The sequence below is a fragment of the Burkholderia sp. MSMB1835 genome (assembly GCF_001526365.1).
In the GTDB taxonomy this organism is placed as follows: Bacteria; Pseudomonadota; Gammaproteobacteria; order Burkholderiales; family Burkholderiaceae; genus Burkholderia.
On record NZ_LOYP01000004.1, the window covers coordinates 41,536 to 60,246 of the forward strand.

General features: G+C 67.8%; 18 protein-coding genes. 11 read left to right on the forward strand and 7 right to left on the reverse strand.

Annotated elements, in window-relative coordinates; all coding sequences use genetic code 11:
- Positions 1-21: 21 nt before the first annotated feature.
- Both WS96_RS01935 and fae read right to left on the reverse strand, forming a co-directional pair.
- Positions 22-1,044: an aldo/keto reductase gene (locus tag WS96_RS01935; protein ID WP_059501793.1), complete on the reverse strand. Its 1,023-nt coding sequence runs from the start codon at positions 1,042-1,044 to the stop codon at positions 22-24.
- 55 nt (positions 1,045-1,099) lie between these two features.
- Entirely contained in the window at positions 1,100-1,624 is a 525-nt protein-coding gene (fae, locus tag WS96_RS01940; protein WP_059501795.1) for a formaldehyde-activating enzyme, read from the reverse strand.
- A 380-nt stretch (positions 1,625-2,004) separates the two neighbouring features.
- Here fae and WS96_RS01945 point away from each other — a divergent pair, with 380 nt between their 5' ends.
- A complete protein-coding gene (locus WS96_RS01945; RefSeq protein ID WP_257127913.1) occupies positions 2,005-2,964 on the forward strand; it encodes a LysR family transcriptional regulator in 960 nt (319 codons plus the stop codon).
- Between the two features lie 379 nt (positions 2,965-3,343).
- Positions 3,344-3,910 carry a hypothetical protein gene (locus WS96_RS01950; protein ID WP_034205598.1) on the forward strand — a complete coding sequence of 189 codons (567 nt, stop codon included), beginning with the start codon at positions 3,344-3,346 and terminating at the stop codon, positions 3,908-3,910.
- A gap of 27 nt (positions 3,911-3,937) precedes the next feature.
- Here the strand turns inward: WS96_RS01950 and WS96_RS01955 are convergent, their stop codons facing one another.
- Positions 3,938-4,813 carry a LysR family transcriptional regulator gene (locus tag WS96_RS01955; protein ID WP_034205597.1) on the reverse strand — a complete coding sequence of 292 codons (876 nt, stop codon included), beginning with the start codon at positions 4,811-4,813 and terminating at the stop codon, positions 3,938-3,940.
- Positions 4,814-4,973: 160 nt separating this feature from the next.
- Between WS96_RS01955 and WS96_RS01960 the strand changes: the two genes are divergently transcribed.
- The 3 genes from WS96_RS01960 (at position 4,974) to WS96_RS01970 (ending at position 7,144) form a co-directional block, all read left to right on the forward strand.
- A complete protein-coding gene (locus WS96_RS01960) occupies positions 4,974-6,293 on the forward strand; it encodes a DUF3422 family protein (RefSeq protein ID WP_059830245.1) in 1,320 nt (439 codons plus the stop codon).
- A gap of 32 nt (positions 6,294-6,325) precedes the next feature.
- The gene (locus tag WS96_RS01965) at positions 6,326-6,526 is read left to right on the forward strand and encodes a hypothetical protein (protein WP_034205595.1); all 201 of its coding nucleotides are present in this window, start codon (positions 6,326-6,328) and stop codon (positions 6,524-6,526) included.
- 183 nt (positions 6,527-6,709) lie between these two features.
- Positions 6,710-7,144, forward strand: coding sequence for a GNAT family N-acetyltransferase (locus WS96_RS01970; protein ID WP_059830246.1), 435 nt, complete (start codon positions 6,710-6,712; stop codon positions 7,142-7,144).
- Here the strand turns inward: WS96_RS01970 and WS96_RS01975 are convergent.
- From WS96_RS01975 to WS96_RS01990, 4 genes are all read right to left on the reverse strand, one after another.
- Complete coding sequence (locus WS96_RS01975; RefSeq protein WP_059830248.1) at positions 7,131-8,036, reverse strand: helix-turn-helix transcriptional regulator; 906 nt, start codon at positions 8,034-8,036, stop codon at positions 7,131-7,133. The genes WS96_RS01970 and WS96_RS01975 overlap by 14 nt on opposite strands.
- Positions 8,037-8,580: 544 nt before the next feature.
- The gene (locus WS96_RS01980) at positions 8,581-9,972 is read right to left on the reverse strand and encodes an MFS transporter (RefSeq protein WP_059830250.1); all 1,392 of its coding nucleotides are present in this window, start codon (positions 9,970-9,972) and stop codon (positions 8,581-8,583) included.
- Between the two features lie 214 nt (positions 9,973-10,186).
- On the reverse strand, positions 10,187-10,555 hold the full coding sequence (locus WS96_RS01985; RefSeq protein ID WP_059830252.1) for a hypothetical protein: 369 nt from the start codon (positions 10,553-10,555) through the stop codon (positions 10,187-10,189).
- 22 nt (positions 10,556-10,577) lie between these two features.
- Entirely contained in the window at positions 10,578-10,964 is a 387-nt protein-coding gene (locus tag WS96_RS01990; RefSeq protein ID WP_059830254.1) for a winged helix-turn-helix transcriptional regulator, read from the reverse strand.
- Positions 10,965-11,100: 136 nt separating this feature from the next.
- On the opposite strand from WS96_RS01990, the gene gstA reads away from it, so the two are divergent.
- The 6 genes from gstA to WS96_RS02020 all read left to right on the forward strand — a co-directional run bounded on the left by gstA (position 11,101) and on the right by WS96_RS02020 (position 18,697).
- A complete protein-coding gene (gene gstA, locus WS96_RS01995) occupies positions 11,101-11,733 on the forward strand; it encodes a glutathione transferase GstA (protein WP_059830256.1) in 633 nt (210 codons plus the stop codon).
- Positions 11,734-11,820: 87 nt separating this feature from the next.
- Positions 11,821-12,210: a hypothetical protein gene (locus WS96_RS02000; RefSeq protein WP_059785155.1), complete on the forward strand. Its 390-nt coding sequence runs from the start codon at positions 11,821-11,823 to the stop codon at positions 12,208-12,210.
- 91 nt (positions 12,211-12,301) lie between these two features.
- The gene (locus tag WS96_RS02005) at positions 12,302-13,594 is read left to right on the forward strand and encodes a TolC family protein (protein WP_059830257.1); all 1,293 of its coding nucleotides are present in this window, start codon (positions 12,302-12,304) and stop codon (positions 13,592-13,594) included.
- An 11-nt stretch (positions 13,595-13,605) separates the two neighbouring features.
- Positions 13,606-15,129, forward strand: a complete 1,524-nt coding sequence (locus WS96_RS02010) for an efflux RND transporter periplasmic adaptor subunit (protein WP_059830608.1) — start codon at positions 13,606-13,608, stop codon at positions 15,127-15,129.
- On the forward strand, positions 15,126-18,332 hold the full coding sequence (locus WS96_RS02015; protein WP_059830259.1) for an efflux RND transporter permease subunit: 3,207 nt from the start codon (positions 15,126-15,128) through the stop codon (positions 18,330-18,332). Before WS96_RS02010 ends, WS96_RS02015 begins: the two co-directional genes overlap by 4 nt.
- Positions 18,329-18,697, forward strand: coding sequence for a copper-binding protein (locus WS96_RS02020; protein ID WP_059830261.1), 369 nt, complete (start codon positions 18,329-18,331; stop codon positions 18,695-18,697). Before WS96_RS02015 ends, WS96_RS02020 begins: the two co-directional genes overlap by 4 nt.
- Positions 18,698-18,711 lie beyond the last annotated feature (14 nt).

Genomic DNA, 18,711 nt, shown 5'->3' on the forward strand with positions numbered 1-18,711 from the left:
GTATGTCGTTCCTTCAATGCTTCAGTCGGCCGCGAAGCTGCCCTGCGCCGGGCGCGGCTCGCGCGCGATGCGCTTGCCGGCCGTGTAGTCGTTGATCAGGTCGCACGGCGTGTAGTTGCGCTCCAGCTCGTGCAGTTCCTCTTCGGTGAGCCGTGTTTCGAGCGCGCCGAGCGCGCTGTCGAACTGCGCGACGGAATCCGCGCCGACCAGCATGCTCGCGACGCCGGGACGGCTCAGCACCCACGCCTGCGCGATCTGCGCGGGCGGCACGCCGCGCCGCTTCGCGACCTTCGCGACCGATGCGGCGATCGCGAGCGACGACGCGTCGCCGTACATCTGCGCGGTGAAGAAGTCGGTCTGGTTGCGCGTCGATTGCGGCTCGCAGGTCAGCAGGCCGCGCGCAAGCGGGCTGAACACCGAGACGCCGACGCCCTGGTCGATGCAGTACGGCACCATCTCGCGCTCTTCCTCGCGATACGCGAGATTGAGCTGCAGCTGCATGTTGATCGGCTTGTCCCAGCCGTTTCGTTCGCAGGCCTGCATGATCTTCGCGAACTGCCACGTGTACATCGTCGACACGCCGATGTAGCGTGCCTTGCCCGCGCGCACGATGTCGTGCAGCGTGCTCATCGTTTCCTCGACGGGCGTGTTCACGTCGAAGAAATGCAGCATGAAGATGTCGACGTAATCCATCCCGAGACGCTTGAGCGACCCGTCGATGCCGTCGAGCACGTGCTTGCGCGAATGGCCGCCGGCATTCGGGTCGCTGCCCATGTCGTAGCCGACCTTGGTCGTCACGACGAGTTCCTCGCGGCGCGCGTTGCGCTTCAGGATGCGGCCCACCACTTCCTCGCCGACGCCCGTCGAATAGAAATCCGCGAGATCGATGAAGTTGACGCCGGCATCGAGCGCGCGGCGCACGATCGGTTCGCTCTGCGCTTCGTCGAAGATCCACGGCTTCCACTCGGGCGTGCCCATGTTCATCGTGCCCAGACACAGGCGGGACACCTTCAGGCCGGACTGGCCGAGGCGGACGTATTCCATGCTTCCTCCTGATGCGGCCTGGCCGGCCGCGCGTTGTCGTTGTCGGTCGGTTCCGTCAGTTCTTTTTCGGCGTGTAGAACGGGTTCGACACGTCGCGTGCGGCGGCGAACACCGCGTCGCGATGCGGCAGTCCTTCCATCGCCGCGACGATCGCGTTGCGGCATGCGCGGTAGTTGTTCTCGAACACGGCATCGAGATCGTCGGTCTGCGGGTTCACCCAGTTCGCCGACACGACGACCCAGTCGTTCTCCGCTTCGGGCGGCAGCGTGCCGTTCTCGAGCGCTTCGGCCACGGCCTTCGCGATGCCGGCCTGCGACGCGCCCCACGTGGCATTGCCGTGGAAGTCGCCGGCGATCTGCGCCTTGTTCACGTACAGCGTGAGCGGCTTGGTCGGTACGCCCGGCTGCGCGATCACGACGAACGGCGCATGGCCGGCCGACGGCGTCGCGAGCGCGGTCGCGAACGCCTGGCCCGCCGGGCCGTTGCGCGGGCCGACCAGCACGTTGATGTGCGCGAGGTTGACGCCGGGGCCTTCGAAGCCTTCGCCGATGTAAAGCTGCCTGGATTGGGATGCGGTCATTGCAGTGTCTCGTCCATGAGGTTGGGTGTGAGGCGATTGTGGTGGGCCGCGATGCGGCCCGTGAATCGATGTTTCCTGATCGAGGTATGAGTTTTCGTCGTCTCCGGGAAAGCCCCGAGCCCGGCGCGCGGCCGCCCGCCGGGCGGCCCGCGGCGGCCGTCGTGACGCGCCGCGGCGCACCGGCGGCGAAGGGGCGCTCGCGTACCGGCTCCGGGTTTGTCATACCCGGGCAGGGGTTGGAGGGCCGCGTGCATCCGGGCAACAATCGGCGTACTCCGAGCCCTATCTTTCGTGTTCCCTTCCATTTTCGAAAGCGAGTAATTCCGATGGCTGCCATTGAGAAATCTGGCGCACTGCGCCGGTCCCCCGAGGCGGGGCCCGTGCTCCTGGGGGTTTCGTCCGGGGCGGAGCGCCCGGGGCGGCCCGACGTTTTCTCGAAGCCCGACTGGTCGAAACTGACGTCGCTCGACCCGGAGCTGATCCGCGCATTCGTCGCGGTCGTCGAAAGCGGCGGCTTCACCGCGGCGGCCCGGCAACTGCACCGCACGCAGTCGACGATCAGCCTGCGCATCCGCACGCTGGAGGAGCGGCTCGACACGCACCTGTTCATGCGCAACAGCCGGCGGCTCGAACTGTCGCGCGACGGCGAGAATTTCCTGATCCACGCGCGGCGGATCATCCAGGTGCAGAACGACGCGATCCGCGCGCTGAAGCAGGCGAGCAGCGATCGCGGCATCGTGCGCTTCGGGCTGCCGGAGGACTACGCGGAGCTGTGGCTGCCCGACCTGCTGAAGTCGTTCTACGCGCTGCGGCCGGGCGCACGCCTGCACGTGCATTGCCGCACGTCGCTCGAACTGATCGAGCGGCTGCAGGCCGGCGAGCTCGACGTCGCGCTCGTCGTGCGGCACGGACCGAACGCGGGCGGGCGGCTGCTCGGCCGTCACGACGTCGTGTGGGCCGCGCATCGCGATTTCGCGCTCGAGCCCGATGCGTCGGTGCCGCTCGCCCTGTTTCCCGAGACGTGCTGCTACCGGCAACGCGGGCTGCAGGCGCTCGCGACGGCCGAGCGGCCGTATCACGTCGTCTATACGAGCCAGAGCCCGACCGGCATCAGGATCGCGGTGAACCACGGCGCGGCCGTGACGATGATCGATCGCTGCACGCTGCCCGACAGCTGGCGCGTGCTCGACGAGGCGGACGGGCTGCCGCCGCTGCCGGCGGCCGATCTCGAACTGCATCGCTCGCCCGGCATCTGCGATCCGCTGACCGACGATCTCGTCTCGCTGATCGAATCGATGGTCGACGAGCGGCGGCGCGCGTCGCTCGCGGCGTTCGCGTAACGCGACGCCCGCGACGCGGGTGACGCCGCATGCACATCGTGCGCGGGGCGCGATCCCGGCGCGCATGCCGTTTTTTGCACGGCAACCCCGTTTTTTTGCACGGCATTGATACGGTCTCTTCTAAGCTGGGGGCGTGTCGAACAGTCGGGACGGCTTCCGTCCATGTCATGACCTTCATGCATCCCTTTCCGCATTCGATGTCGCCGGCCGCCGATCGCGCGCCGGTGGCGGGTCGCGGCGCGCGCCCGTCGAATCGGGAACGGCGATTGCTCGGCTAATCCGCCGCCGATTCGCCGGCCGCCGTGCTGTCCGCCGGCCGGCGACGGCGGCCGTTTGTGCGCTGCGTCGAACGCGGCGCTACCCCGAACAGGGAGGGCCCATGTACCTTACGGAAGAAGTGCGTATCGCGCGCCCGGCGGCTCGTCGCGCGCATGCCGCGGCGTTGCCGTCGGGCAGGCAGCTTGCCCGGCAGTTGATGGTGACGGTTCGCGCGGCGGACGTGCTGTTGCGCCAGGCGATTCGCGTGCCCGATCGCCATCAATGGTCGGTCGACGCCGAGCGCGTCGACGCGGCCGGCGGGCCGCTCGCCGCGTGGGATTCCCACGTGACGTTCCGCATCGTCAAAGTATTCGCGCCGGCGCTCGATGCGCACGCGTGCGCGGCCGACCCCGATCAAGTGGCGGTCGAAATCCGATTGTTTCTTCCCGAACAGGCGTACGTCGCCGAGCGGCGCATCGGCATCTTCGGCCGGCGGCACGGCCAACGATTCAGCGCGACGCTGTCGGTCACGGCCGGTTCGCAGTGGGGCGGCCGGCGCAGCGAGCGCGTTCCGCCGGCCGGGCGGCACGTGCACGGCGACACGCTGGAAGCGCTCGTCGATACGGTGGCCGGCATCGTCAATGCGGCACTGGGCGTGGCCGCGCATGGCGCGAGCGCCCACGGGTGACGCCGCGGCGAGCGGGCGCCGCCGGGCTCACGCGTCGCCGGCCTGTCCGGTCTGCCGTTGCAGGTCTTCCATCAATTGTTCCGCGAGGAAGTCGCACGGCGGCCGTTTCGACTTGGTGCTGCGCGCGAGGATCAGCTCGAGCGGCGGCAGGTCGGGCAAGCCGTGCGAACGGCCGAGCATCGACAGTTGCGCGGGAATCGCGCAGCGGGCGAGCGGCGCGACCGCGAGGCCGGCTTCGACCATGCTGAGCAGCCCGAGCAGGCTCGGGCTTTCATACGACGTGCGGTACGGCACTTTCGCGCGTTCGAGGCTGCGGATCGCGTTCTCGCGCGCGACGCTGCCCGGCATGAACACCGCGATCGGCAACGGCCGTTCCTCCCAGACGCGCGGCCCGTTCGTCATCGCGGCCCACGCCATCGGTTCGTGGCGGATGAAGTCGCCGGTGAGCCCCTTGATGCGCGTCCCGCATACGAGATCGACGGTGCCCTCCTTGATCAGCGGCGCGAGCGCGCTGCTCGGCAGCCCCATCACCTGGATCTCGACCTTCGGATAGGTCGCGGAGAATTTCTTCAGCACCGACGGCAGCAGCGACGACGCATAGTCGTCCGGCACGCCGATCACGACCTTGCCGGTCACCTCCGGCCGCACCACGGCCGCCCATGCCTCGTCGCGCAGCGCCAGCATTCGTCTGGCGAATCCCAGCAGCACCTCGCCCTCGCGCGTCAGCACGATGCTGCGCGGCTTGCGCACGAACAGCGGCCGGCCGATCGCGTCCTCCAGGCTCTTGATCTGCATGCTCACCGCGGACTGCGAGCGGTTCACGGCCTCGGCGGCGCGGGTCATGTTGCCGGTTTCCGCGACGGCGACGACGGTGGCCAGTACGTCGTGATCGAGCATCTTCATGGGTATCAGGAAAACTGAACGTAACGATCAGCATTATGCGTTTTTATTGTTGCTGCGTGTCTGCCATAGTGCCATCACGTTTGCGCATCGCCCGAGCATGGCGCGGCGCTCGGGCCGGACGTCCGGCGTGCGGGACTGAACAGGAAAGCGTGGTGAATCGATGATGGACCATCCGTTGCGCGCCGCACTGGCCGCGGAATTGCATGCCCGGCCGTTCCTGCGGCTCGCCGAAGCGGTGTCGCTCACGCATTACGCGATCTACGCGGACGGCCAGCCCGACATCCACGAAACGCTGCTGCACGCGCTGTGCCGCGACACGGGCATCGACGCGCCGCATGAAGGCGCGACGCACTACGCGGTGCGCTCGCCGTGCGGCTGGCACCTGAAGTGGGAGCGCCACACCGAATTCTCGACCTTCACGTTCGTCGCGCCGCGTCGCGACACCGGTTATTTCGACGATGTCGCGATCGCCGGCATTCCGGCCGCGTGGTTCGCGCGGCTGGCCGGCATCCGCTTCGTCGCGGTACGGATGGAGCTGCTGTCGGGCGACGCCGCGCGGCGCGTGTGCGGCGATCTGCGGCACTGGATCGACGGGCCCGCGCTCGTCGGCAGCCGCGTGCTCGGCGGCGGCAAGGTGTTCTGCGACTGGCACGTGCGCGACGACGGCTTCATGCGCTTTCTCGTCGTCGACGAGGATTTCCGCGAGGAACAGGGCGGCCGGCTGTTGCAGCGCCTGTACGAAATCGAGACGTACCGGATGATGGCGCTGCTTGCGCTGCCGGTCGCACGCCGGATGAGCCGCGAGCTCGACGAGATTCACGCGGCGCTGCATGCGTTGATGCAGCGGATGGACGCAAGCGGCGCCGACGGCGACGACGCGGCGCTGCTGGTCAAGCTCACGCATCTCGCGGTGCGGGTCGAATCGTTGTCGGGATCGGGGGCGCGCTTCAGCGCGTCGCGCGCATACGAAAAGCTCGTGCTGGCGCGCATCCAGGAGTTGCGCGAGGAGCGTATCGAAGGGATGCCGACGATCGCCGAATTCATGGAACGGCGCTTCGCGCCGGCAATGGAAACGTGCCGCAGCGTATGGGCGCGCCACGAACAGATCGCCGCGCGGATCGCGCGAGCGGTCGACCTGCTGCGCACCCGCGTGAATCTCGCGCAGGAAAAGGACGTCACGCGGCTGCTGGCTGGCATGGAGCGCACCGCGCGCAACCAGCTTCATTTGCAGCACGCGGTCGAAGGGCTGTCGGTGGCCGCCATTTCGTACTACGTGCTGTCGCTCGCGACGGCGGCGTTCAAGGCGCTGCACGTGATGAACCTGCCGGTCGATCCGGAACTGGCGGAAGGGCTGCTGATCGCGCCGGTCGTGTTCGCGGTGATCCACATCACGCGGCGCACGCGGGCGCAGCTTGCGCGGTCCGAAGCGGCGCATGGCGGGGAGCCCGTGCATGCGGGCGCGTTGAAGCGGGCCGGCTAGAACAGACGACATATCAAAGCAAAGGAGTGGAGATGACTTTCATGCAAACGCAACACGCATGCTTCAGCGGTATCGATGCCTTCGACGAACCGGCCCAGGATGAAACCGGCGCACCGGAAGACGTGCGCGTGAGCTCATATCAGGCCGTGCTGCAGGAGCCGACGACGTCGCTCGTCGGCGGGACGATCGATCGGCCGGAGGTCGCGGCGGTGGCGATCCTCGGGTACAACTGACGCGCGTTTCCTGCGCGTCGTATCGACGTAGCGCGGGCGTTCGTTCGAGTGAGACGGCGTGGTCGTCCTGGCCGCCGGCGATGGCGTTCGCGGTGGCGTGAGCGCACGACGTCGCGCTATAGTCGTGCGATGCCCGCCGCGGCGCCGCATGCCCGGCGATCCATTCACGCACGCGTTCGCCCGATGACACCCCATCCCGACGTCACCCTGCAATTGACCGATACCGGTCAACCGGCCGCCCGAGACTTCATCAGCCGCAAGCTCGGCGAATTCAACCATGCGACGACGGGGCGCGCCGATGCATCCGCGCTCGACATCTACGTGACCGACTCCGCGACCGGCGAGGTATTGGGCGGCCTCACCGGCCGGACGTCGCTCGGCCTGTTCTTCATCGACCTGTTCTATCTGCCCGACTCGCTGCGCGGCGGCGGCTTCGGCAGCCGGCTGCTGCGCGAGGCGGAAGCGGAAGCGAAGCGGCGCGGTTGCGCGCGTGCGGTGCTGTACACGATCTCGTTCCAGGCGCCGGATTTCTACCGGAAGCACGGTTACGAGACGTTCGGCGAAGTGCCGTGCGAGCCGGAAGGCGCGGCGCGCGTGTTCATGGTCAAGGTGCTTTGAGCGGCAGCGGGCAGCCCGCCTGTTCGCGATGCGACCCGGTACGCACGCCGGCGACGGCGAGTACGGCGGTCGCCGCGCCCCACGCGGCGAGTTCGCGCTTCGTGCGCACGCCGAGCTTCGCGAATGCGCGCTTCACGTACGACTCGGCCGACGCGACGCGCACGCCGAGAATCCCGGCGGTTTCCGGCACGGTCTTGCCGGAGAGCAGGTGCTTGCAGGTTTCGTATTCGCGTTTCGACAGCTTCACGCCGTCGGCCGCGAGCCGCGCATCGAATTGCGCGAGCGGATGGACGTCGGGCGCCGCGTGCGCGATGCGCCGCGCGGCGGTGGTCGACGCATGCAGTTCGAGCAGCGGAAACAGCATGTCGCTGATGCTGCGGAAGCGGTTCATCTCGGCGAGCGTGAACGGCGGCCGATCGCGGCCGCGCTCCAGTGCGATCGAATGCTGCGAATAACGCGTGCCCCGCGCGAGCACGCATTCATGCCCGATATGCACGTCGTCGAACAGCCGCTGGCGGAATTCGCCGGGCGGAATCGCGTCGATATCGCGCACGACGAGCATCGTGCCCGTCTTGCCGCGCAGCCCCGCGAACAGCGGGTCGCTGTCGAGAAAGCGCTCGTAGTAGAGCGTCATCACGTCGGAGATGTCGGCGGACGCGGCGCCGATGCCGCTGCTGCCGATCCATTCGCATCGGTAGCCGGTGGGCATCGTGCCGTCGACGCGCGAACGTTCGACGTGCGCGACGTCGAGCGGCACGATGTCGTTCAGCAGTTGCGTGAGGCGCGGCACGAAATGCGGCGTGCCGACCGTCTCGATCAGCTCGCCCAATGTCTTGAACGATACGTTGAAGCGATCGTCGTCGCGGCGAGAGGCGTTCACGTTGAGCAGCATGCGGTTACCAAGGAACTGTTCCGCCCATCATGCACGTTCCCCCGATACGAAAAAAGCACGCGCGAGGGCCGGGCATCGGAACGGCCGCCCGTCGTTGGCGGAAGCAGGGCCTTGAAGCGGCTGGATTCTAGCGCTTGCCGCGACGGACGTCATCAGGGGGAAATACCGGCAGGCGTCGGCCGATCCGTTCGCCCCGTAAAACGTCGCGGGTCATTCCGAAGCGGGCATGCGGGAGCAGTGTAAGCGAGGAACCGTGCCCCCACCGCTTTCAGTCGGGCGACATACGATTCCGAGAACTTCCCTGAGCACGGACGACCTGCCGCCGCGCGCATGCATGGGTCAAGTCGAGACGCGCGACTTCGGATGAGCGCAAGCGGCCGGCGGGCAACGTGCGGATCGTCGGCATCGGTACCGATACATGTGCGTCGCCGACTGTGCAGTCGGCTATCCTCACGACCATCGCACGCGATGGGTGTCGGCGGTTGCGACGCCGCGCGGGCGCAGCGATCGAGCAGGGCGGCGCGCATGTGCCGCCCTCGTGCGCTCATGCGTCGATGCGCTCGACCTTGCCGACGAGCAGCCCGTACGACAGGCTGCCCGCGAGCGCCATCGCGGCGATGTAGGTGATCGCGCGCGAGAAGTCCGCGCCGTCGACCAGCAGCCCGATCACGATCGGCGTCGCGATCGCGGACAGGTTGCCGATCAGGTTGAATACGCCGCCCGTGAGGCCGAGCAGCCGCGCGGGCGCGAGCCCCGACACGAGCGACCACGTGATCGACGCGAAGCCGTTGCCGAAAAAGGCGATCGTCATGAACGCGATCACCCAGTCGGTGGAGCTCACGTAGTTCGCGCCGATGATGCAGGTCGAGATCAGCAGCCCCGAGATGATCGGCAGCTTGCGCGCGAAGCCTTGCGAGGCGCCGCGCCGCATCAGCCAGTCCGACAGCACGCCCGAGCAGAGCACGCCGACGAACGCGGCGAGGAACGGCAGCGACGCGAGGAAGCCCGACTTGATGAAGTCCATCCCGCGATACTTGACGAGATAGGTTGGAAACCACGTGAGGAAGAACCACAGCGTCGAGTTCAGCGCGAACTGACCGACGTAGATGCCCCACAGCTTGCGCCGGCCGAGCACGACGCCGAGGTCGCGCCACGTCGACGGCGTGCGTTCGCTGCGCGCAGCGACGCGGTCCTCGAGATCGACGAGCCCGCCGCCGTCGCGGATCAGCGCGATTTCGGCCGCGTTGACGCCGCGAAACGCGCGCGGCTCGCGATACACCGCATACCAGATCGCGGCCCACGCGATGCCGGCGAGGCCGGTCGCGACGAACACCATGTGCCAGCCGAGATGCGCCTGCAGCCACGCGAGCACCGGCGTGAGGAACGCGAGGCCGACGAATTGTCCCGACGTGTAGCCGCCGATCGCGCTCGCGCGCTCGCGGGTCGGGAACCACGTCGTCACCACGCGGTTGTTGATCGGATAGGCCGGCGCTTCCAGCGCGCCGACTGCAAGACGCAGCACGATCAGCCCGACGAACGAACCGGCGAAACCGAGCAGCAGCGTCGCGGCCGACCACAGCGCGAGCGCACCCGCATACAGCACGCGCGGCGACACCTTGTCGACGAGCCAGCCGCCCGGGATCTGCATCAGCGCATAGGTCCAGCCGAACGCGGAGAACACGAGGCCCGCGCGGACCGGATCGATGTTCAGTTCCTTGAACAGCTCGGGCGCCGCGATCGACAGGTTGCTGCGGTCGAGATAGTTGATCACGACGGTGACGAACAGCAGCGCGAGGATCAGCAGCCGCTTGCGGCTCGGCGGCGTGGCGGGGGCCGCGGACACGGTCGCGCGGGCGGCGGATTCCGATGAGGGACCGGTGTGCGCGGACGGCCGCGCGTTCGGGGTGGCATGGGTGCGTGACGCGGATTGGGCCACGGTCGTCTCCTGTGTTCTATGCGCCGGCCGGCGCTCGCGAACGAGGCGGCCGAATCGAATGGCGTTGGGGCGAACGTTAGAACCGTGGTGCGGCGTGCGTCAACATTTGGGCAGGCATCCCTATTAATGGGACGCTCGACGCTCAATATGTGGGAACGGACGCCGACAGGCGTGTGTCGGCGTCATCACGAAACGAGAGCGGCCGGCCGACCGTTCAGCCGCGCGTGCCGTCGTCGCGATAGCCGTTCTTGCCGACGAAGATTTCCGTCAACGCGGCGCGCAGCGTGACCGGATCGTACTGGCCGGGCGCGAGACGAATCACGTAACGCGTGTGGCCGTCGAGACGTGCGGCGATGCCCGGCTCGATCTCGACGTCGATCGTATCGTCCGTCAGCCGCACCGACAGATCCTTGACGCGCACGCTGAGCTGGTCGCGCACCATCACTTCGATCAGCGTGTCGTCCGGAAAGCGCGACAGCGCGAAGCAATAGTCCTGCTCCGCATCGTGACAGTAGATGTTGGCGAAGCTTTCGTCGTCGTCGAGGTCGGACGTGGCCGCGCCGACGGTAGCGTGAAGTTCCATGAACGAAGTTCCTGCCGAAGGGTTAGGGGTGAGTGTGGGCGTGCGTCGTCGTGTCGACCGCAGCGGCGCCATCGGGCATCGCGTCGGCGTGCGCGTCGCGCGCCTTCAGCCATAGCCCGAATTCGCGCATGACGTCGACCACCGGCCGCAGCCGGTCGCCGTCCGCGGTGAGATCGTACTCGACGCGCACCGGCACTTCCGGATAGACGGTTCGTCGCACGAGCCCCGCGTCTTCCAGCGCGCGCAGGTCGAGCGTCAGCATGCGCTGCGAGATGCCCGGCATGTCGCGCCGCAGGTCGCTGAAGCGGCGCGGCCCGTCGAGCAGATACGACACCAGCAGCAGCCGCCAGCGGCCGCCGAGCACGCGCGTCGCTTCTTCAACGGAACATCCTGTCGCACTCGTTTTCATCGTGCCGAATCCTGGTCGGTAAATTTTTTGTGACTACGGCACAAACGACTGCCGTCTTCCCGGCGCAGCGCCGATGCGAGATATTAGCGCCCGCGTCGCGGCGAATCGATACATGGACACCTCACAAAGGAAACGCATGAAGCTCTATCACGCTCCCGGCAGCTGTTCGCAGGCGATCTGCATCGTGCTGCGCGAAGGCGGGTTCGACGCCGAGATCGTCAAGGTCGACGCGCGCAAGCATGTCGTCGAAGACGGCCGCAACTACTACGACGTGACCGAACTCGGCTACGTGCCGCTGCTTGAACTCGACGACGGCACGATACTGCGCGAAGGGCCGGTGATCGCCCAGTATCTCGCCGACCAGCGCCCGGAAGCCGCGCTTGCGCCCGCTTACGGCACGCTCGCGCGCTACCGGCTGATGGAATGGCTCAACTTTCTCGGCACCGAGATCCACAAGGGCTTCATCCCGCTGCTGTACGCGGTGCAGGCGGGGAAGTACGTGGAGCCCGTGCGGCAGAAGCTCGACGGCCGCTTCGCGTGGATCGACCGCCAGCTCGACGGCAGGACGTTCGTCACCGGCGACACGTTCACGGTCGCCGATGCGTACCTGTTCGCGCTGACCGGCTGGGGCAAGGCCGACTGGATGCGCTCGGTGTACCACGCGGATATCGACCTGAGCCGGCATGCGCATCTGCGTGCATGGTACGAGCGGGTGCGCGAGCGACCGGCCGTGCAGGCCGTGCTGGCGGCGGACGGTCTGCTGCGATGACGCGCGGCGGCGGCGGCAGGGAACGCGTGTCGTTTTGCCGTAGCGACGCCGCGCCATGCCGCAATGGGCCGCGCTATAATCGCGGCCATGAAATGGCTTCGGACCTTCATCCTGTTGCTGCTGTGCGCGGTGCTGCCCATCAGTGGGCTGGCAGCCAGCGGCCTGACCGGTGAATGTCCGATGCAGCACACGATGCCGATGGAGGCGGGCACGGGCACGATGAACATGGCCATGTCCGCCGACATGAGCGACTGTGATTCGATGCAGTCGTCATCCGCCGATCGCGCAAAGGCCAAAGCCAAGGGCATGGCCTGCAAGGTGACGGCCCAATGCCAGTTCGGCAGTCTCTACCACCCGGCCGCCCGCTCCGGCATCAGCCGCCCCGCTGCATTCACCAGCACGATCGTCTTCCACTACACGCAGTCCATCCCGGTCCGCGACCCGAACGGGTTGTGGCGCCCGCCACGCATCAGCTGATCCCGATTTGACCGGTTCGCCGCGTACGCGGTGAGGTTCGTCCTGTGCGCAGGACGTGGAATCCCTTTGGGTTCCGATTTGGGGTTACACCATGTCATTCACTTTCCGCACGCTGGCCATGCCGCGTGCATGTCGGCGCACGCCCATGCCATGGGCCGCGCTGCTGGTGGTGGGCGCCGTTCACGCGCAACAGGCGCCGCTGACGCTGGATGCGGCGCTGCAGTCCGCCACCGATCGTTCCGCGTCGATGCGGGCCGCACAGGCTTCCGTGCTCGCGCGTTCCGAAGCGGCCGTCAAGGCCGGCCAGTTGCCGGACCCGATGCTCAAGGCCGGTATCGACAACTTGCCGATCAACGGCGGGCAGCGCTTCACCGTCGGCCAGGACTTCATGACGATGCGCCGCATCGGCATCGAGCAGGAATGGGTGTCCGGCGACAAGCGGCGGCTGCGCACCGCGCTGGCCGACGAGCAGGTCGGCCGCGAGCGCGCGGGCTATCTCCTGCAACTGGCGGCCGTGCGCCGGCAGACCGCGACGGCGTGGCTGGATGCCGTTTATGCGAAGCAGGCGCTCGCGCTTCAGCAGGCGCTGCTCGGTCACATGAACCATGAACTCGACGCGACGCAGGCGTCGTATCGCGGCGCGAAGGCGAGCGCGGGCGACGTCGTGCAGGCCCGCGCGATGCTCGCACAGACGCAGGACCAGGTGCTCAAGGCGCAGCAGGCGTATCGCACCGCGCTCGTCGCGCTGGCCCGCTGGACGGCGGCGCCCGTGACGGACGTGGCGGGTACGCCGCCCGCGCCCGAATCGTTCGTCTCGTCGTTGCCGCCGGACGAGCTGCGCCTGTCGCAGCCGGCGCTCGTCGCCGCCGCGGACGATATCGCGGTGGCCGAAGCCGACGTCGCGGTCGCGAACAGCGAGCGCAGCCCCAACTGGACGTGGGAAATCGCGTACCAGCAGCGCGGCGGAGCGTATTCGAACATGGTGTCGGTCGGCGTTTCGATCCCGCTGCCGCTCAATCGCAAGAATCGCCAGAGCCGCGACGTGGCCGAAAAGGCTGCGCTCGCAACGAAGGCGCGCCTGATGTACGAGGACACGCTGCGTCAGGTGCAGGCCGATATCCGCACGCAATCCGACACGCTGGCGACCGGCCGCGCACGCATCGCGCACCTGGGCGCCGCGCTGTTGCCGGCCGCCGATCAGCGTGTGCAGCTCGCGACGGCCGCGTACCGGGCCGGCACGGGATCGCTCGCCGACACGTTCGCCGCGCGGCGTGCGCAGCTCGAAGCGCAGTTGCAGGTGCTCGATCTCAGGCGCGACGTGTCGCAGACCTGGGCGCAGCTCGAATATCAGGTCGTGCCGTCGGCGATGGCCGCCGCTCAGTGAAGGAGACCGCCATGATCAAGCAATCACTGGCACGTGCGGCGCTGATGGCGTTCGCCGGCGCGGCGCTCGCCGGCGCCGGCTATTTCGCAGGCGTCCGCCATGCGACGGGCGATGCGGCGACGGCGGCCACGACTGCCGCTGCGCCGCCGGGCGCGCAGGCTCCGCAGCCCGCGCGCAAGGTGTTGTACTGGCACGACCCGATGGTGCCGAACCAGCACTTCGACAAACCGGGCAAATCGCCGTTCATGGACATGCAGTTGCAGCCCGTCTATGCGGATGAAGGCGGCGCGGCGACGGGCATCCGGATCGATCCGGGCCTGCAGCAGAACCTCGGCATCCGCTATGCGACCGTGCGTCGGCAGCAGACGGCGGCCGGTTTCGACGCGGTGGGCACCACGCAGTTCGACGAAGCACGCACGGAAGTCGTGCAGTCGCGCGTCACAGGCTACATCGACCGCCTGTATGCACGCGCGCCGATGCAGCGCATCGCGAAGGGAGCGCCGGTCGCATCGCTGTTCGTGCCCGACTGGCTCGCGCCGCAGGAGGAGTATCTCGCGCTGAAGCGCGGCGGGACGGATGGCAGCCTGCTCGATGCGGCGCGTGCGCGGATGCGGGCACTGTCGATTCCGGACGGCATGATCGCGAATCTCGATCGTACGGGCCGCGCGCAGACGCACGTCGAGCTGAGTGCGCCCGAGGCCGGCGTCGTCAGCGAGCTGAATGTGCGCGACGGCGCGATGGTCGCGCCCGGCCAGACGCTCGCGAAGATCGCCGGGTTGTCCACGCTATGGCTGATCGTCGAGGTGCCGGAAGCGCTTGCCTTGAACGTGCAGCCGGGAATGTCGGTCGACGCGACGTTCGCGGGCGATCCAGCCCGGCATTTCAGTGGACGCATCCGCGAAGTGTTGCCCGGCATCAGCACGGGCAGCCGCACGCTGCATGCGCGGGTGGAGATCGACAACGCATCGCTGAAGCTCACGCCCGGCATGCTGATGCGCGTGCGGGTCGCCGAGAAGGCGAAGGTGTCGCGCCTGCTTGTGCCGTCCGAGGCCGTGATCGCGACCGGCCAGCGCACGATCGTCATCGTGAAGAACGGCGACGGCCGGTTTCAGCCGACGTCGGTGACGGTCGGAAACGACGTCGGCGGCGACACGGAAGTGCTCGGCGGATTGAACGAAGGCGACACGGTGGTCGCGTCGGGGCAGTTCCTGATCGATTCGGAGGCCAGCCTGAAAAGCGTGCTGCCGCGGCTGGAGCGCGCGGCAGGGACAGCCGCGGCAGCATCGTCCTCGACGGCAACCGCGCCGGTCTACGAAACCACCGGCACGGTGGAGAAAGTCACGGCCGACGACATCACGTTCTCGCATCAGCCGGTGCCGGCGCTCGGCTGGGGGGCGATGACGATGGCGTTCGGCAAGCCGTCGGCGCACGCGTTCGCGGACGTGAAGCCGGGCCAGACCGTGCGTTTCGCGTTCACGCAGACCGACGACGGCTACCGGCTGACGAAGGTCGAGCAGCAGGGAGGTGGGCGATGATCCCGCGCATCATTCACTGGTCCGTCCATCATCGGTTCCTGGTGCTGCTGGCTACCGTGCTGCTCGTGGCATGGGGCGTGCATTCGCTGCGGCAGACGCCGCTCGATGCGTTGCCCGATCTGTCGGACACGCAGGTGATCGTGAAGGCATCGTATCCGGGCAACGCGCCGCAGGTCGTCGAGGACCTGGTGACCTATCCCCTCACGACGACGCTGCTCGGCGTGCCGGGCGCGAAAACCGTGCGCGCGTACTCGTCGTTCGGCGACGCGTTCGTCTATGTGCTGTTCGACGATCATACCGATCCGTACTGGGCGCGTTCGCGCGTGCTCGAATACCTGAGTCAGGTGCAGAGCCGCCTGCCGGCGGGCGCGACCGTGTCGCTAGGCCCGGATGCAACGGGCGTCGGTTGGGTATACGAGTACGCGCTCGTCGATCGCACCGGCCATCACGATCCCGGGCAACTGCGTGCGCTCAACGACTGGTTCCTGAAGTTCGAGCTGAAGGCCGTGCCGGACGTATCGGAAGTCGCGAGCATCGGCGGCATGGTGCGTCAGTACCAGGTCGTGCTGGACCCGGACAAGCTGCGCGCATACGGGATCACGCAGGCGGCGGTCGCGGAGGCCCTCGGCAAGGCCAACCAGGCCTCCGGCGGCGCGGTCGTCGAGCTGGCCGAGTCGGAGTACATGGTGCGGTCGTCAGGCTACCTGCGCACGCTCGACGATTTCCGTCACGTCGTGCTGCGCACCGACGACGCCGGCACGCCCGTCCTGCTCGGCGACGTCGCACGCATCCAGGTCGGGCCGGCGATGCGGCGCGGCATCGCGGAGTTGAACGGGCAGGGCGAGGTGACGGGCGGCGTCGTCGTGATGCGCTCGGGCAAGAACGCGCTGACGACGATCGACGCGGTGAAGGCGAAGCTCGCCGACCTGAAGCGTTCGCTGCCGGCCGGCGTCGATATCGTCACGACCTACGACCGTTCGCAACTGATCGCGCGCGCGGTCGACAACCTGACGGACAAGCTGATCGAGGAGTTCGTGATCGTCGGGATCGTATGCGCGGTGTTCCTGTTCCATCTGCGCAGCGCGCTGGTCGCGATCCTGTCGCTGCCGCTTGGCGTGCTGGCCGCGTTCATCGTGATGCGCTACCAGGGCGTGAACGCGAACCTGATGTCGCTCGGCGGGATTGCGATCGCGATCGGTGCGATGATCGACGCCGCTATCGTGATGATCGAGAACGCACACAAGCATCTGGAAGCGCACGACCGCGCGCATCCCGGCGAGCCGATCTCGACCGTGCGACGCTGGGAACTCGTGGCGGCGTCTGCCGCGGAAGTGGGCCCCGCGCTGTTCTTCTCGTTGCTGATCATCACGCTGTCGTTCGTTCCGGTGTTTTCGCTGGAAGGGCAGGAGGGCAAGCTGTTCGCGCCGCTCGCGTTCACGAAGACCTACACGATTGCCGCCGCCGCTGGGCTATCGGTGACGCTGGTGCCCGTGCTGATGGGCTATCTCGTGCGCGGCCGCATTCCGCACGAGCACGCGAACCCGATCACCCGCGTGCTGATCCGCCTGTATCGGCCGTGGCTCGAAGCGACGCTGCGGCGCCCGTGGGCCGCGATCGGTATCGCGGTCGTCGCGCTCGTGCTGACTGCCGTGCCGTTGTCGCGGCTCGGCGGCGAATTCATGCCGCCGCTCGACGAAGGCGATTTGCTGTACATGCCGACCGCGCTGCCGGGTATCTCGGCGGACAAGGCGAGCGAATTGCTGCAGCAGACCGACCGGCTGATCAAGACCGTGCCCGAGGTCGACACGGTGTTCGGCAAGTCGGGCCGCGCCGATACGGCGACCGATCCGGCGCCCCTCGAAATGTTCGAGACGACGATCCGGTTCAAGCCGCGCAGCGCATGGCGGCCCGGCATGACGCCGCAGAAACTCGTCGACGAACTCGACCGGACGGTGAAGGTGCCGGGCCTGTCGAACGTATGGGTGCCGCCGATCCGCAACCGGCTCGACATGCTGTCCACCGGGATCAAGACGCCGGTCGGCGTGAAGATCTCGGGGCCGGACCTGGCGGGGATCGACACGATCGCGACGCAGGTCGAGGCCGCCGTGAAGCACGTGCGGGGCGTGACTTCCGCGCTCGCGGAGCGGCTGAACGGCGGCCGCTACATCGACGTCGACATCGACCGGCTTGCCGCCGCGCGTTACGGGTTGTCGGTTGCCGATATCCAGTCGGTCGTGTCGTCGGCGATCGGCGGCGAGGAGGTGGGCGAAGTGGTCGCGGGGCGCGAGCGCTTTCCGATCAACATTCGCTATCCGCGCGAGATCCGTGATTCGCTCGAGAATCTGCGGCAACTGCCGATCGTGACCGCGCGCGGCGCGCAGATCCGCCTCGGCGACGTCGCGCATGTCGCGATCGCCGATGGGCCGCCGATGATCCGCAGCGAGAACGCGCGGCTGTCCGGCTACGTGTACGTCGATCTTCGCGGCACGGACCTGGGCACGGCCGTCCGTGCGATGCAGCAGGCCGTCGCGCATCGGGTCGCGTTGCCGCCCGGCTATTCGATCGCATGGTCGGGGCAGTTCGAGTATCTCGAACGCGCGGCGGCGACGCTGCGCACCGTCGTGCCCGTCACGCTCGTCGTGATCTTCGTGCTGCTGTTCGTCACGTTCGATTCGGCAGCCGATGCGTTGCTGCTGATGTCGACGGTGCCGTTCGCGCTGGTCGGCGGGTTCTGGCTGGTGTGGGCGCTCGGCCATGCGGTGTCCGTCGCGACGTCGGTCGGCTTCATCGCGCTGGCGGGCGTGGCCGCCGAATTCGGCGTCGTGATGCTGCTGTACCTGAAGGGCGCGCTGCAACGCCGGCTCGATGCCGGCGAACCGCTGACCGATGCGTTGCTGCTCGACGCGATTCGCGAAGGCGCGGTGCTGCGTGTACGCCCGAAGGCAATGACGGTCGCCGTCGTGCTCGCCGGGCTCGTGCCGATCATGATCGGTCACGGCGCCGGTTCCGAAGTCATGCAGCGCATCGCCGCGCCGATGGTAGGCGGCATGGTCACGGCGCCACTGCTGTCGATGTTCGTCATTCCCGCCGCGTGGCTTCTGCTTCAGCGCCGTCGTGCGCGAAGCGCGAGCCGCACGCGGCATTCCGATGCAGTTCCTTCCGGCACGAACGTGCCATCCATTCCCACCGGAGAATCACGATGAAGATGAATCAATTGATCGCCACCGCTGCCACCGTTCTCGCGTGCGGCGCTTTCGCCGTCCCGGCCGTTGCCGCCGGCGACATGTCGGGCATGGACATGTCCGCCATGAAGATGTCGTCGGACGGCGCGACGGAATCGCACGCCGCGCTGACGGACGCCGAAGTGAAGAAGGTCGATGCCGCAAGCGGCCGGATCACGCTGAAGCACGGCGCGCTGGAGAACGTCGGGATGCCGCCGATGACGATGGCGTTCAAGGCAAAGGATGCGGCGATGCTCGCGCACGCACATGCGGGCGACAAGGTAAAGGTGCGGATCGAGAAGATCGATGGCACGCTGACGATCGTCAGGCTCGTCAAGGGATCCTGATCGTCCGGATGCGG

Bases quoted from the DNA above. Each gene is read 5' to 3' on its own strand.
- WS96_RS01935 (WP_059501793.1), bottom strand. From the start codon at position 1,044: ATGGAATACGTCCGCCTCGGCCAGTCCGGCCTGAAGGTGTCCCGCCTG.
- fae (WP_059501795.1), bottom strand. From the start codon at position 1,624: ATGACCGCATCCCAATCCAGGCAGCTTTACATCGGCGAAGGCTTCGAA.
- WS96_RS01950 (WP_034205598.1), top strand. From the start codon at position 3,344: ATGTACCTTACGGAAGAAGTGCGTATCGCGCGCCCGGCGGCTCGTCGC.
- WS96_RS01955 (WP_034205597.1), bottom strand. From the start codon at position 4,813: ATGAAGATGCTCGATCACGACGTACTGGCCACCGTCGTCGCCGTCGCG.
- WS96_RS01960 (WP_059830245.1), top strand. From the start codon at position 4,974: ATGATGGACCATCCGTTGCGCGCCGCACTGGCCGCGGAATTGCATGCC.
- WS96_RS01965 (WP_034205595.1), top strand. From the start codon at position 6,326: ATGACTTTCATGCAAACGCAACACGCATGCTTCAGCGGTATCGATGCC.
- WS96_RS01970 (WP_059830246.1), top strand. From the start codon at position 6,710: ATGACACCCCATCCCGACGTCACCCTGCAATTGACCGATACCGGTCAA.
- WS96_RS01975 (WP_059830248.1), bottom strand. From the start codon at position 8,036: ATGCTGCTCAACGTGAACGCCTCTCGCCGCGACGACGATCGCTTCAAC.
- WS96_RS01985 (WP_059830252.1), bottom strand. From the start codon at position 10,555: ATGGAACTTCACGCTACCGTCGGCGCGGCCACGTCCGACCTCGACGAC.
- WS96_RS01990 (WP_059830254.1), bottom strand. From the start codon at position 10,964: ATGAAAACGAGTGCGACAGGATGTTCCGTTGAAGAAGCGACGCGCGTG.
- gstA (WP_059830256.1), top strand. From the start codon at position 11,101: ATGAAGCTCTATCACGCTCCCGGCAGCTGTTCGCAGGCGATCTGCATC.
- WS96_RS02000 (WP_059785155.1), top strand. From the start codon at position 11,821: ATGAAATGGCTTCGGACCTTCATCCTGTTGCTGCTGTGCGCGGTGCTG.
- WS96_RS02005 (WP_059830257.1), top strand. From the start codon at position 12,302: ATGTCATTCACTTTCCGCACGCTGGCCATGCCGCGTGCATGTCGGCGC.
- WS96_RS02010 (WP_059830608.1), top strand. From the start codon at position 13,606: ATGATCAAGCAATCACTGGCACGTGCGGCGCTGATGGCGTTCGCCGGC.
- WS96_RS02015 (WP_059830259.1), top strand. From the start codon at position 15,126: ATGATCCCGCGCATCATTCACTGGTCCGTCCATCATCGGTTCCTGGTG.
- WS96_RS02020 (WP_059830261.1), top strand. From the start codon at position 18,329: ATGAAGATGAATCAATTGATCGCCACCGCTGCCACCGTTCTCGCGTGC.